Below are 13,813 nucleotides of genomic sequence, written 5' to 3'. Positions count from 1 at the left end.
AATAGGAACGTTTGTTCTATACTGTAATAAGGAGATGATTTAATGGCAATTCGTGACCGAGGTAAAATGAAATGGCAGACGGCTTTTTTCATGCCAGAGCATGTGAAAATGCTGAAACAAATTCAAGTTGAAAATGATATGCAAACTAAGCCGATGATTGATGAGTATGAAAAAGAAGAAATTGAAAATAAGATTCTGATGGCAATGGAGTTTGCTTTCCATGTGAAAGTAAAAATATGGAGGGAAGGTTTCTTTCATGAGTATAGCGGAAGAGTGTGTCGATTAGATGGATTAAACAGGATAATTTTTTTGGAAGGTGTAGATGGGTATATAGAGAGGATTAAATTTGAAGATATTGTAGGGGGATATGTTGAGGATTAACATAAAAATGGTAGAATAATTATATACAAGCGGCTAAGAATTTGGAGGAATGTTCTTAGCATGAAAGGTAGTATAAAGAAAGATAAAAATACTGGATTATTTTACTATGTAGTTGATATTGGAAAAGAACCGATTACGGGAAAGAGGAGACAAAAGAAAAAAAGAGGATTTAAGTCTAAAGAAGAAGCCGAAGTTGCTCTTGCAAAGTTAATAAGTAATTCAAGACAATCCACTGCAGTCTCACAAAGTAATATGACCTTGAACGAGTATATGATCCAGTGGTTTATTGAAAGAAAAAACAAAGTTGAAAGAACTACTTATAACAACAATAAGGCTTTCTTTAAATATTATATCTCCCCTGCATTAGGTTGTATTAAACTTTCAGATATGTCACCAATATTATTGCAGAATTTTGCTAATAACTTGACTGCAAAAGGAAATTTATCGGCTGGAACAATTCATAAGATATTTGATGTATTAAAAGTTGTATTCCAAAGGGCAGTAATATTCAAGCTCATTTCTGAAAACTATGCTAAATATGTTGAGCTACCTAAGTTAAGAAAAAAAGAAATGAATGTATGGGACTTGGATCAAGTTAACTATTTTTTATCAGAGATTAAAGAGATTAGGAAAGCCGACTTTTATTACACTGCTTACATCATAGCATTACTGACAGGAATGCGTCAGGGTGAAATTTTAGGACTTAGATGGAAAGATGTTTCGTTTAACAAAAAATTAATCTATATTAGGCAAGTTTTAACCCATGACGGAAAAGAACTTAGATTAGGCACTAAAACAATTGCAGGATTAAGGACGATTAGTATTTCCGATACCTTATGTGAACATCTTCAGAAAACTAAAAATGATATTAAAGAATTAAAAAGAATTTATGGAAAAAAGTTTCAGGACAATGATTTAGTTATCTGTACAAAAAAAGGTTCTCCAGTTAATTCCTCTAATTTGATTAGAGCCTTTAAAAAAGACATTCAAAAAGTAGGTTTACCAATAATTAGATTTCATGATACCAGACATACACATGCAACTATGTTGATTGAACAAAATATTAATCCTAAACTTATTTCAGAAAGATTGGGTCATGCTCGTATAGGTATAACCTTAGACATATACAGTCACGTTCTTCCAAGTATGCAACAACAGGTAGCAGATAAATTAGATGAGATGATTAGTCTGTGACCACATTCTGTGACCGATAAAGACAAGAACCTTATTAAATCAATGATTTATAGGATTGTTTATGTATCGAGCATGGAAGGCGGTGAAATAATGTCAACGAAGAATATTGAAGAAAAACAGTATCTCTTACGTTTTAAAGCTGATACGAAGTCCCATTTAACGGTAATGGACCATGATATTTGTATAACAAAATGCCCTGACAAAATTTGTACAGTTTTTTGCCCGGCGGAGGTCTATAAATGGGAAGGGCTAAGAATGCAGGTAGGCTACGAGGGCTGCCATGAATGCGGAAGCTGCAGAATAGGCTGTCCTTATCAAAATATTAAATGGGAATATCCGAAGGGCGGGCATGGCATCGTATTTAGGCTGGCGTAAATTTTAGATCGCTAGATAAATTGAATGATAGATAGAGGATAGGGTCCCATCAGACGGTGCTTAAATTTAGCATCGTCTTAATTTTTTTGAAAAAAAAGTGGAGGCATAGCCTCCACTAAAAAGTACTCCAAATTATGAATTCCATTCATTAATCTTTTGATCAGAAGGCAGGAGAAGTGTTATCAATCCAAGCAATGGCAAGAAGCCTGTAAGAATCATCGTTTGAGTAATTCCGATTAAGTCGGCTAAATACCCGATTACCATCGAGCCAATAGCCCCCATGCCAAAAGCTAACCCAACTGTGAGTCCTGCCATTGTACCAATTTTTCCTGGAACTAATTCTTGAGCATATACGACCGTTACAGAAAAGCTTGACATTAAGATAAAGCCTGATAATGCAAGCAAGCAAAAAGCAATCACAGGCGGAACAAATGGAATTAATATAGTTAATGGAGCTGATATAGTCATAGATAAAAAGATAATCACCTTTTTGCCAAATCGATCAGCAAGTGGCCCACCGAAGAAAGTGCCAAGTGCTCCCGAAACGAGGAAGGCAAATAGAAAGATTTGCGCTTGCCTAATAGAGAAAGAGTAGTTTTCTATTGTGTAAAAGGCATAGTAATTTGTCATTCCTGAAACATACCATGAACGTGCAAAAATTAAAAACAGGACAAGAACGAGTGCAATTTTAACAGCTTTTGATAAACCTTTTTGCTCATGTATGGCCATTTTGCTCTGTTTCTTTATCAATGTTCTCTCTATGCGAAGTTTACTAGCATACCAAAAGGCTATATAAGTCAGCAGTCCTACTGCAACAGCTGCAACAGCTGTGAACCATGCTGCTCCAATTTGCCCGAGAGGAACTAAGATTAAAGCAGTAATTAGAGGTGCCATTGCCTGCCCGCTATTTCCGCCAACCTGATAAATAGATTGGGCAAGACCACGTCTAGGGCCTGCAGCCATGAAGGCAACCCTAGAACCTTCTGGATGAAAAACGGCTGAACCGAGACCAATGAAAATGACAGAAATGACGATAAACTCAAAGCTTTGTGCCAAAGCAAGCCCTAACACGCCAAACATGCTAGAGGTTAAACCTATTGGCAAAGCATAAGGCATTGGTTTCTTATCTGTAATCATCCCTACCGCAGGCTGTAATACAGAAGCAACAATATTTAAGGCAAAGCCAATGATTCCTAACTGGGTAAAGGTTAGCCCCATCGAATTTTCTAAAATTGGAAACATTGCAGGAATAATGGCTTGCAGTGAATCATTTAATAAATGACAGAGGCCTAAGATGATTAATATTTTGTAAGATGTTTCATTGCTATTTTGGAGGGTCTTGGTCGCTGCTGCGGTATTGCTCATGCTCAGGTCCCCTTTCTGAAAATATAATTTAGTAATCCTAAGTAATAATAATACATGATTATTATAGTTTACGAAATATATTTTATAATTTTCATAATATAGTACAATGTTAATAGGAATATTTTTATAATTATAATAGGATTTTACAAATTTTCTTTAGTTAGGAAATTTAGCTTGTGGGGGAGGAAATATGTGGAGAAGTCTGTAGAGGTGTTACACACAAAGGAAATCATGATTCACTTTTTGAAATCTTTTTCATTGGAAGATGAATATAAACTCTTAGGTGACTTTGAAAATTTCGTTTATGAAGTGTACAAAGAAGGTAAACCATATATTTTAAGAATTACTCACAGCTCGCATAGAGAGTTGGAAAATTTATATGCGGAAATTGAATGGGTTAATTATTTGTATCAACAAGGAATAAATGTTTCTACTGCATTCGAATCGATAAATGGTAAATTTGTTGAATTCATTTCAGCTGAAGACCAATCCGTTTTTTTTGGAAGTCTATTTTCCAAAGCAACTGGGAAACCAGTGAAAACGAAAGAGAATCCATTTAATAACGATCTTTTATCAGCTTGGGGGAAACAAATTGGTAAAATGCATACAGCTACAAAGAAGTATGTATCTTCCCCGCTAATTAAGAAGAGACCACACTGGTACGAAGATGAACTTCTAAATGTAGAAAAATATTTTCCTGCAACAGAGACAATTGCAAGACAAAACGCTATAGAATTATTAGAGAAAATAAAGTCTATTCCTGTAGACAGTGACAATTACGGACTCATACATACAGATATTCATGCTGGGAACTTTTTCTATGATGGCAGCAGTATTCATGTGTTCGATTTTGATGATTGCTGTTATCACTGGCTAGTGTCTGATATTGCCATTCCTCTTTATTATTCATGCCTGTCTAGCTTTACAGCTAAGGAAATCAATGAGCGTGAGGAGTTTGGCCGTTTATTTATAGACGCATTTTTGGCGGGATATAAAACAGAAAATAACCTTCCACACGGTTGGGAGGAGCAGATGCCGTTATTTCTTATGCTTCGGGATATTACATTGTATTCAGTTTTTAATAAAAAAATCGCACCAGAGGATCGCAATGAGCGTGTTATTAGATTAATGGATGAAATAAAATCTAGAATTGAACAAAAGAAAAGTATTGTCAATATTATTGATTAAGAGATGTAATGAAAAAAGAGCCAGTTGGCTCTTTTACTTTTTAAGGATTTCCTTCAACTCCATTTTGAATAGGCAGTATGACATCAACGACAGTTCCTTTATTTACTGTGCTAGAAATTTTTATTTCTCCATCAAATGAATGAAGGATTCTTTTGCAAACGACAAGCCCAAGTCCTGTGCCGAAATCCTTTGATGTATAGAAGGGCTGAAAGATTTTTTCAATATCTTCTTCACGTATTCCTATTCCTGTATCAGCAATTTGAATATGACATTCATCTTGCTCTCTGAATAACTTAATTGTTAAATGACCGCCCTTAGCCATTGATTCTAAGGCATTTTTGCTAATATTCAGCAGCACCTGCTTTAATTGGTCCTTCGTGCAATCAACAAGCAAAGGTGTTAATGGATGAGCCAGCTCGTATTTAACATTGTTTAAATTAGCCTCTGATAATATGAGCGGTTCCAGCTCCTTAAGGATGTTTCTTATATCCATAATTTCTGTTTTTTGGGCTGTCGGTTTACCAAGAATAAGAAATTCACTAACAATCTCATTTATCCGGCTTATTTCATCATTGATGACGGCAAAATAATATTGATCTTGAGAATTCGTATATTTTTCACTTAATAGCTGTACAAGTCCTTTAATTCCAGTAAGTGGGTTTCTGATTTCATGGGCAGTGCTTGCCGCTAGTGTTCCAACAAGCTCAAGTTTTTGAATCTCGTTCTCCTTTTTCTCACTTGCTGCCTGTCTTTTAAGCATTAAATATTTTATAAATAGGAATAAAATATGAAAAATAAATATAAATTGAAGTAAATCAATGGAGACGGTCTTAATGATATTTCCTTTCTCTCTTTGTGGTATTTCAACTTGGATACTCCATGGCAGCCTGTCAATAGAGAGGGTGATCGAGTTTTTTTCTGTAAATTCTGTTGCGGTAGAAGCAGTATTAATATCCATGATGACAGCACCAGTTGAAGAAATTACTGAAAGTCTTGTATCAGGAGTTAATAGCCTCATGATATTTTGTAAATAATCCACCCTTAAATGGGCGATGATTATAAAATCAATTTTCCCTTCTTCATTCAATACTGGCTTGCCTATTCCAATCACTTTCTTGCCATTTTTCAATACTTCATAATGATTTGAGATAATGATGTCTTTTGTCTCCAAAATTTCTTGTACATAATCATGATCGGATAGATTCATATTTGCAAGAAGTGAATTGGAGCCCGTAATCACCGTTCCACTTTCATCAAGTAAATATATACCTCCATATCTCGGTTCTTTACTGTGCATTTTTTTCAAAATTGATTCCAGCTTCAGTGGGGTTTCAATCGCCATCTCAGCGGTAAAAGATAAAGTATCAAGTGACGTTACTGTTTCAGCAATGAATTTATCCCAGCTTCTTTGGTGAATGGTGCCTGTCCAGATCGCTTGTTCCCTTCGTTCAGCATAATCACGATTTATCGTATCATATAAATTATAAAGGACACCAACGAGAATGGGGCAGATGACAATGACTACGTATAATAAAAAATTGCCTTTACGACTTTTCATCAATTTAGAACTCCGTCATTATAGTAATAGTTCAATTATATAGTATACCCTTATTTTGCAGAAGAGTTTTATCTCGGAAACCGAGGTAGAATGGCGAATAAATAAACGTCTTCCTTTAATAAAAATATACGAAAATTGACATAATCCAATTGTTTTCTTATAATTTACTTAGATTTCAAGATAATTATAAAGGATTGGATTAAAGTGAGTACTGAACAAAGTGAACAATCATTGAAATTATTTATCGTACTTTCAAGAGCCTACCGCTCACTCAGTGAAAATGTAAATAAACTAATTCAAACATACGGTCTAAACCCAACAGAATTTGCCGTCTTGGAGCTACTTTATCATAAAGGAGATCAGCCTCTGCAGCAAATAGGAGGAAAGATTCTTTTAGCAAGTGGAAGTANNATTACGTATGTTGTGGATAAGCTTGAGCAAAAGGGGTATTTAAGAAGGGCCGCATGTGCGAAAGACAGACGAGTTACGTATGGGCAAATTACGGAGAAGGGCAAGTCCTTTATTGAGGGGATTTTTCCAGACCATGAAAAGCATATACATGCTTTAATGTCCGAACTTTCTGAGGAAGAAAAGGATACAGCGATTAGCTTGTTGAAAAGGCTCGGACTATCAATCGGAAAAATGTAAAACGGTCCAAAAGGATCGTTTTTTTCTTTTCTAAATAGAGGGATTCATTCATATATGTAGAATTATAATAATGGTTTTGATAACAGAGGAAATAAGGGGGCATTTGAATTGAGTTTTGAAAATTATACATATACCCGTCCAAATTTAACGGAATTGAGCAAGAAATTTGATGATGCATTAGCAATTTTTAATCAGGCAATGTCGGCTGAAGAGCAAATTTTGGCAATGAAGAAAATTAATGAATTACGCAATGACATAGGAACTATGTTTAACCTTTGTTATATTCGCCATTCTGTTGATACAAATGATGAGTTCTATAAAGCGGAGCAGGACTATATGGATGAAATTCAACCAGAAGTGGAGGGTTTTGTAACTAAATACTACGAAGCTCTAGTCAAATCTGATTTCCGCAATGAATTAGAAGAGAAGTTTGGGTCTCAGCTTTTTGCATTAGCTGAAGCTCAATTAAAAGTATTTTCTCCAGAAATTGTTCCATTGCTGCAAAAGGAAAATAAACTATCTTCCGACTACACAAAATTAATCGCCTCTGCAAAGATTGATTTTGATGGAGAAGAGCGCACTCTTGCACAAATGGAACCATTTACACAGTCTATTGACCGTAATGTCCGAAAAACAGCAAGTGAAGCTCGCTTCGGTTTCTTAGCAGATAATGAGGAAGAGCTTGATCGTATTTTTGATGAATTAGTAAAGGTTAGAACAGAAATTGCACACAAGCTTGGATATAATAATTTTGTAGAGTTAGCTTATTTACGAATGCAAAGAACGGATTATAATGCTGAGATGGTTGCTAAGTTTCGCGATCAAGTTAAGGAATTTATCGTTCCAATTGCAACAAAATTGAAGGAACGCCAAAGAGAACGAATTGGTGTTGATCAATTGAAGTATTATGATGAGGGCTTTAACTTTAAAACAGGTAATGCAGCACCAAAAGGGAGTCCAGAATGGATTATCGAAAATGGTCAAGCGATGTATGATGAGCTTTCAAAAGAAACAGGGGAGTTTTTCTCATATTTGAGAAAAGAGAACTTGATGGATCTTGTTGCAAAAAAGGGAAAAGCAGGGGGCGGATATTGCACATTTATTGAGAATTACAAGGCTCCATTTATTTTCTCGAATTTCAATGGGACTTCAGGCGATATTGATGTACTTACACATGAGGCAGGTCATGCATTCCAAGTTTATTCGAGCGGAAAATATGAAATTCCGGAATATTATTGGCCGACATATGAAGCATGTGAAATTCATTCCATGAGTATGGAATTCTTTACATGGCCATGGATGGATAAATTCTTTAAAGAGGATACCGATAAATATAAATTTGCCCACTTGAGCAGTGCTTTATTATTTCTTCCTTATGGTGTGGCTGTAGATGAGTTTCAGCATTGGGTATACGAAAACAATACTGCATCTCCAAAAGAGAGAAAGCAAGCTTGGAGAGAAATTGAGAAGAAATATATGCCGCATAAAGATTACGATGGCAATGAGTATTTAGAAAATGGCGGCTTTTGGCAACGACAGGCACATATTTATAATTCACCGTTTTACTATATTGATTATACACTTGCACAAATTTGTGCATTCCAGTTCTGGAAACGATCCAGGGAAGACCATGAAGGAGCTTGGAAGGATTATTTACATCTATGCAGTCTTGGAGGCAGCCAAGCCTTTACTAGTTTAGTATCAGAGGCAAATCTCACTTCACCATTCGAAGGTGGCTGTGTGGAATCTGTTGTTGGAGAAATTGAAAGCTGGTTAAATTCAATTGATGATAAGAGCTTATAATAGTTCGAGAGAATGACAAAAGGCTGGGAAATAACCGGCCTTTTGCTGTAACTATTCCTTCATTTTAATGATAATTTCATCATTTTCTAATACTGCCTGTAATTGATGTTCACCAGGCTGATCAATGATGAAATCAGCTAGCTTATCTTCAAGTTGATCCTGAATAACTCTTCTTAGAGGACGAGCTCCGAAAGCGGGATTATTGCCAAGCTCGGCAAGCTTTGATTTAGCATCATCGGAAACTGTAAGCTGAATGTTTTGTTCACTTAAATTATGATTTAATTCTTTGAGCATAATTTCAACAATGTCTAGCAAATGCTCTTTTTCAAGCGACTTAAACTCAATAATGTTATCAAAACGATTGAGGAATTCTGGTTTAAAGAACTGACCAAGAGTATCCAAAATACTTGCTTCCTTCATCGCTTCATTCGTACCAAACCCAACGTGAATCTCCCTGTGCTGTACACCAGCATTACTTGTCATAATAATGACAGAATCCTTAAAGCTTACGGTGCGTCCCTGACTATCAGTTAAACGTCCATCCTCAAGAATTTGGAGGAATAAATGCTGAACATCAGGATGTGCCTTTTCAATTTCATCAAGCAGGATAATGCTGTACGGATTTCGGCGTACTTTTTCTGTTAATTGTCCAGCCTCATCATGACCGATATAACCTGGAGGTGATCCGATAATTTTCGAAATACTATGCTTCTCCATATATTCACTCATATCAAGGCGAATCATTGCCTCTTTAGAACCAAACAGTTCCTCAGCGAGTGTTTTCGTTAATTCAGTCTTCCCGACACCTGTTGGTCCAACAAATAAGAAGGAACCTATTGGACGGTTTTTAGCTTTAAGTCCAGCACGGCTTCTGCGAATTGCCTTTGCTGCTTTTTGAACAGCTTCCACTTGACCGATTACTTTTTTGGAGAGGTTTGATTCCAAGTTTTTCATCAATACTTGTTCATCTTCCATTAACTTTCCGACTGGAATACCTGTTTTCTTCTCAATGATTTCTTGAATATGATGGATTTCAACAATAGGGCGCGATTCATGGTTATTTGTGTTTAATGTTTTTTCCAGCATCACTTCTTCATCTCGAAGCTTTGCAGCTGCCTCATAATTCTCTTCCTGTAAAGCCTTTTCCTTTTGTCTACCAATTTCCTTTAGCCGTTTTTCGATTTGCTCGAAAGGAGTAAAGTTTGAATTCAAATTGATTTTCGAACCGGCTTCATCCATTAAATCAATTGCTTTATCTGGTAGAAAGCGATCTTGAATATATCGGCTAGATAATGAAATACAAGCTTTCAAAGCTTCTTCTGAATATGAAACTTCATGGTAATCTTCATACTTTGATTTAAGTCCATTAAGAATTTCCATAGCTTCTTCAGCTGTTGGCTCTAGCACATATACCGGTTGAAAACGGCGCTCAAGAGCAGGATCCTTTTCGATCTGACGGTATTCCTTTAATGTGGTTGCACCGACTAATTGTAGTTCGCCTCTCGCAAGTGCGGGTTTTAGAATATTTCCTGCATCCATGGAGCCTTCAGCTGAACCGGCGCCAACTAGTAAATGAATTTCATCAATAAAGAGGATTATATTTTTCCTTTCCTGCAATTCATTAATAATCTGCTTCATTCTTTCTTCGAATTGTCCCCTAATGCCGGTATTAGCAACTAGTGAAGCAACATCCAGCAAGTAAACTTCCTTATTTAGAAGTTTTTTTGGAACCTTTCCTTCGGATATCATTGTAGCCAAGCCTTCAGCAATGGCAGTTTTTCCTACCCCAGGTTCACCAATTAAAACGGGGTTATTTTTATTTCTTCTGTTTAAAATTTCAATAACACGGTTAACTTCTTCATCTCTTCCAATCACCGGATCAATAAGTCCCGCTTTAGCTATCTGTGTTAGGTTTCTGCCGTATTGATCAATAAAACCGTTACGACTAGGCTCCCTTACATCTTTTTGTGCAGATGAGTGTTTTTGATTTTGAGCTGAATTTATGTTTTTGAACAGCTCATCAAACGGCAGCTGATTAAAGCCAGAAAATCCGCTAAAAGATGGGCCGAAGGAGGAACCAATCTTTGCTTTTTCATCCTGGTAGCAGCTTTGGCAGAGAATTAAGTTTGTTTCATTTCCGTTAACATTTACTTTAAATTGTACATTTGCTTCTTTCTCACGACATTTTTGACAAAGCATATGGAATACCCCCTAGTTTAATATTTGACTTTGACTATATTTGACCTTTGGCTTTATTATACTTTGACCTTCTTTGACTTTCAAGTGGAACATCTCGAATTTGGTTTAGTAATTTAATGGAAACTTAAATAATATACTTAGAATGCTCGTCTTAGTTTGTCCTCAGGCTCATATATTGAAGAGAAGGAGGAGATCTTGTGAAGACGAACTGGAGTGCAGCCTTTCAAATAGCTGCCGTGTATGTAGGGACTGTTGTTGGAGCAGGCTTTGCAACAGGGAGGGAAATTGTTGAGTTCTTTTCCCGTTTTGGTTTTATTGGATTAGTTTCAATTTTAATGAGTGGCTACATATTTATTTTTTTAGGATCAAAATTAATGAGGATAGCAGCACGTATTCAAGCAACTTCCTATGAAGAATTGAACGAATATTTATTTGGTAAATTCTTTGGATCGGCCATTAATATATTGATGCTTTTTATGTTGCTCGGGGTATGTGCAGTCATGCTATCTGGTGCAGGAGCAGTATTTGAAGAACAAATGGGATTGTCGAAGTATACAGGGATATTTGTAACGATTGGCCTTTCCATTGCAGTAATGGTTTTAGGTACGAAAGGTATATTTGCTGTTAATTCATTTGTTGTTCCGATGATGATAGGTTTTAGTTTTTTGTTAATGTTTCTTTCAATGAGACTTCCTAATTTTACGGAGCAAATTTTGTATATTCCTTTTGCAGAAGATGGGTGGAAAGCAGTAGTTGCTCCATTTTCATATGCTGCATTGAATTTAGGATTAGCACAGGCTGTTTTAGTTCCAATTGCGACTGAAATTAAAAATGACAAAACCATTAAATGGGGTGGAATACTTGGTGGAGGGGCATTGACCATTATCCTCATTTCAAGTCATTTGACATTAGTTATGCTGCCTCAGCTCGAATCTTACGATATTCCTATGGCAGTAATCATGAAAACCTTTGCCACTTCATTTTTTGGGATTTATGTACTTATTATTTATGGGGAAATTTTCACCTCAGTCATTGGGAATGTATTTGGCATTGAGCGTCAGCTAAGGAAGTACATATCCATTCCCAGTGTAGTTACGGTTTGTATTATTTTTACTATTTGTTATTTTATCAGTTTAATAAACTATGGCACTTTATTATCATATGTATATCCGGTCTTCGGATATATAAGTATTATTTTTATCGTGTTATTGTGGATGAAGCCTTTTAATGAGGCAAGATAAAGAAAAGACCCGTCAATTTTCCAGGGTCTTTTCAGTAAAATGATTATTTGTTTATTAAAATTGTTTTACCCATTTGCAGGAATGCATCTTTATAATTTAAATCTTTCTTTGTAAAAAGAGTCAATTTAAGAGGCTGATTTGAGTTTTTAATTAAATAAGAAGTAACGACATCGTCACCATTGGATGCTTCCAATGCAATTGAATCTTTAAAAAACTCATCAGTACTCGGCACTTCAATGGGTTGAATCGTTTCGTCCACAGCTTGAAGCTGGGCCTTCGTATTTTCTTCCATCATATCCCATTGTACATCAGGAGGAAGAAGTTCTATTCGCATAAAGACATGATCATTTTCAGTTAGAAAAAGAACATCCTTTTGAGGTTCTTCAGCTGTTAAATCAAATTCAGGCAAGACATACATAGAATAAGGCTGATTATCACTTGATTTAAGAAAAGCTGTTTCTTCCTTAGCTTCGCCATTTACAGTATATTGGAGGTTTTGTTCCGGAATACGAACAACCCCATCATCTTCTTTCGTTTGTTCGTCATTATTCGGTTCTACAGTACCTTGTCCATCTTCCGTATTTTGATTTTCCTGTCTTTCCTTATTTATCTCTTCATTTTGAGTTTGATTGGATCCATTCGCTTGATTTTCATTATTGTCAGTTGTTCCACACCCTGAAAGAATGAGTCCTACTAATCCAAAAACAAACATCCATTTTTTTAAATACTTCACTGTAATTCCCCCCTGTAATTGCTAAAAAGCTGATGTAATTATTTAGACGAAAAGTAAAAATAGGAGTTACATAATTATTCCTACAATATCATTTTCTCACTTAAAGATACAAATATATTTGGGAAAATGAGTAGAATTTCACATTTTTATTTCAAGGGAAGTATTACAAATAGGAATAAATCAAAAATTAAATGTGAGACAATTAATAAAGGCATACTTTTTTTCCATGTGTAGAGCCATCCCCAGAAAAGTCCGGCAATTAATGCTGCAAAAGCCAATATCCAGTGTGCTGAGTATAAATGAACGGATGCATAGAGAATAGATGATATAACGATTGCTGCTGGGATACTTGTGTATTTTAACATTCTCTTTTGAACGAAACCGCGCCAAAAAATTTCTTCACCAGGAATAATAATTAACATGAGAACAATATAATGCCAAAGCATCGATGGTGAATATCTTCCATACAGCTTTGAAATGTCCTTCATAAAAGGAAGATTAAATAAATCAATCAAATGAAATCCAGCCCAAAAAACTCCAAATAGTAAGAGGCCAGACCCTATTCCATACGAGAGATATTGCCAAAACGGAGCTTCATCCTTCAATTCTTCGTTTAATATCGAATAGCTGATTAAAAATAAGAGAGAAGCCGAAAAGATATACCAGAAAACAGCTTTATCCTGAAAGGTAAAATACATTAAAAAATGGGCAATAAGAAGCCCGATTATTAGACGGAAATCTGCAGTTATATTTTTCAAACGTCCAAACTCCTTTCTGCAAACAAGTCTATTTTAGCAAAAAGAGCTCAATAATTGTATTCAAATGATTTCTTTTGCTTTAATGAAAATAAAATAGTAAAAAATGCTTAACCTAAAGATGAAAGAAAGGAGGGATATCGTGACAAAATCAAAACGAGAAAAAGAGCGGGCTTGGACTGTCAGGAAGCAAGATCAGAATCCGCATGGTAAAGTAAAGTCACTTAAAGAGATCGCCCAGGAGAAGGAATAATATTGATATAATTTCAAAAAAATAAATAAAAAGCAGTAGTTAGCTGCTTTTTATTTAAATATTAAGAAAGTATAACTTTTCTCGAATTTGAGAACTGTCTAGCTACAGCGCCTACCCCCT

The 13,813-nt window shown here is 35.6% G+C and carries 13 protein-coding genes; 8 read left to right on the top strand and 5 right to left on the bottom strand.

Annotation, left to right across the window (positions count from 1 at the left end):
• Nucleotides 1-42: 42 nt before the first annotated feature.
• The 3 genes from V7149_RS11425 to V7149_RS11415 all read left to right on the top strand — a co-directional run bounded on the left by V7149_RS11425 (nt 43) and on the right by V7149_RS11415 (nt 1,950).
• Nucleotides 43-381: a YolD-like family protein gene (locus tag V7149_RS11425; protein ID WP_335345752.1), complete on the top strand. Its 339-nt coding sequence runs from the start codon at nt 43-45 to the stop codon at nt 379-381.
• Between the two features lie 60 nt (nt 382-441).
• A complete protein-coding gene (locus V7149_RS11420) occupies nt 442-1,575 on the top strand; it encodes a site-specific integrase (protein ID WP_335345751.1) in 1,134 nt (377 codons plus the stop codon).
• 90 nt (nt 1,576-1,665) lie between these two features.
• Entirely contained in the window at nt 1,666-1,950 is a 285-nt protein-coding gene (locus V7149_RS11415; RefSeq protein ID WP_315668339.1) for a ferredoxin family protein, read from the top strand.
• Nucleotides 1,951-2,082: 132 nt separating this feature from the next.
• Here the strand turns inward: V7149_RS11415 and V7149_RS11410 are convergent, their stop codons facing one another.
• Nucleotides 2,083-3,315 carry an MFS transporter gene (locus V7149_RS11410; RefSeq protein WP_335345750.1) on the bottom strand — a complete coding sequence of 411 codons (1,233 nt, stop codon included), beginning with the start codon at nt 3,313-3,315 and terminating at the stop codon, nt 2,083-2,085.
• Between the two features lie 192 nt (nt 3,316-3,507).
• On the opposite strand from V7149_RS11410, the gene V7149_RS11405 reads away from it, so the two are divergent.
• Nucleotides 3,508-4,503, top strand: coding sequence for a phosphotransferase enzyme family protein (locus V7149_RS11405; protein ID WP_335345749.1), 996 nt, complete (start codon nt 3,508-3,510; stop codon nt 4,501-4,503).
• Nucleotides 4,504-4,543: 40 nt separating this feature from the next.
• Here the strand turns inward: V7149_RS11405 and V7149_RS11400 are convergent, their stop codons facing one another.
• Nucleotides 4,544-6,061: an ATP-binding protein gene (locus tag V7149_RS11400; protein WP_335345748.1), complete on the bottom strand. Its 1,518-nt coding sequence runs from the start codon at nt 6,059-6,061 to the stop codon at nt 4,544-4,546.
• Nucleotides 6,062-6,265: 204 nt separating this feature from the next.
• Between V7149_RS11400 and V7149_RS11395 the strand changes: the two genes are divergently transcribed.
• A complete protein-coding gene (locus tag V7149_RS11395; protein ID WP_335345747.1) occupies nt 6,266-6,709 on the top strand; it encodes a MarR family winged helix-turn-helix transcriptional regulator in 444 nt (147 codons plus the stop codon).
• Between the two features lie 108 nt (nt 6,710-6,817).
• On the top strand, nt 6,818-8,512 hold the full coding sequence (locus tag V7149_RS11390) for a M3 family oligoendopeptidase (protein ID WP_335345746.1): 1,695 nt from the start codon (nt 6,818-6,820) through the stop codon (nt 8,510-8,512).
• Nucleotides 8,513-8,563: 51 nt separating this feature from the next.
• On the opposite strand, the gene V7149_RS11385 is transcribed toward V7149_RS11390, so the two are convergent.
• Entirely contained in the window at nt 8,564-10,711 is a 2,148-nt protein-coding gene (locus V7149_RS11385; RefSeq protein ID WP_335345745.1) for an ATP-dependent Clp protease ATP-binding subunit, read from the bottom strand.
• 197 nt (nt 10,712-10,908) lie between these two features.
• On the opposite strand from V7149_RS11385, the gene V7149_RS11380 reads away from it, so the two are divergent.
• Entirely contained in the window at nt 10,909-11,952 is a 1,044-nt protein-coding gene (locus V7149_RS11380; RefSeq protein WP_335345744.1) for a YkvI family membrane protein, read from the top strand.
• A 43-nt stretch (nt 11,953-11,995) separates the two neighbouring features.
• Here the strand turns inward: V7149_RS11380 and V7149_RS11375 are convergent, their stop codons facing one another.
• The gene (locus V7149_RS11375) at nt 11,996-12,685 is read right to left on the bottom strand and encodes a hypothetical protein (RefSeq protein WP_335345743.1); all 690 of its coding nucleotides are present in this window, start codon (nt 12,683-12,685) and stop codon (nt 11,996-11,998) included.
• Nucleotides 12,686-12,831: 146 nt separating this feature from the next.
• Nucleotides 12,832-13,443, bottom strand: a complete 612-nt coding sequence (locus V7149_RS11370; RefSeq protein WP_335345742.1) for a CPBP family intramembrane glutamic endopeptidase — start codon at nt 13,441-13,443, stop codon at nt 12,832-12,834.
• A gap of 139 nt (nt 13,444-13,582) precedes the next feature.
• Here V7149_RS11370 and V7149_RS11365 point away from each other — a divergent pair, with 139 nt between their 5' ends.
• Nucleotides 13,583-13,693 carry a DUF6254 family protein gene (locus V7149_RS11365; RefSeq protein ID WP_231734738.1) on the top strand — a complete coding sequence of 37 codons (111 nt, stop codon included), beginning with the start codon at nt 13,583-13,585 and terminating at the stop codon, nt 13,691-13,693.
• The last annotated feature ends 120 nt before the right edge of the window (nt 13,694-13,813 follow it).

Source organism: Bacillus sp. JJ1503, assembly GCF_036965125.1.
Taxonomy (GTDB): Bacteria; Bacillota; Bacilli; order Bacillales; family Cytobacillaceae; genus Cytobacillus.
Note: the sequence above shows the minus strand (reverse complement) of the source record. Positions and strands in the feature narration are given on the sequence as shown.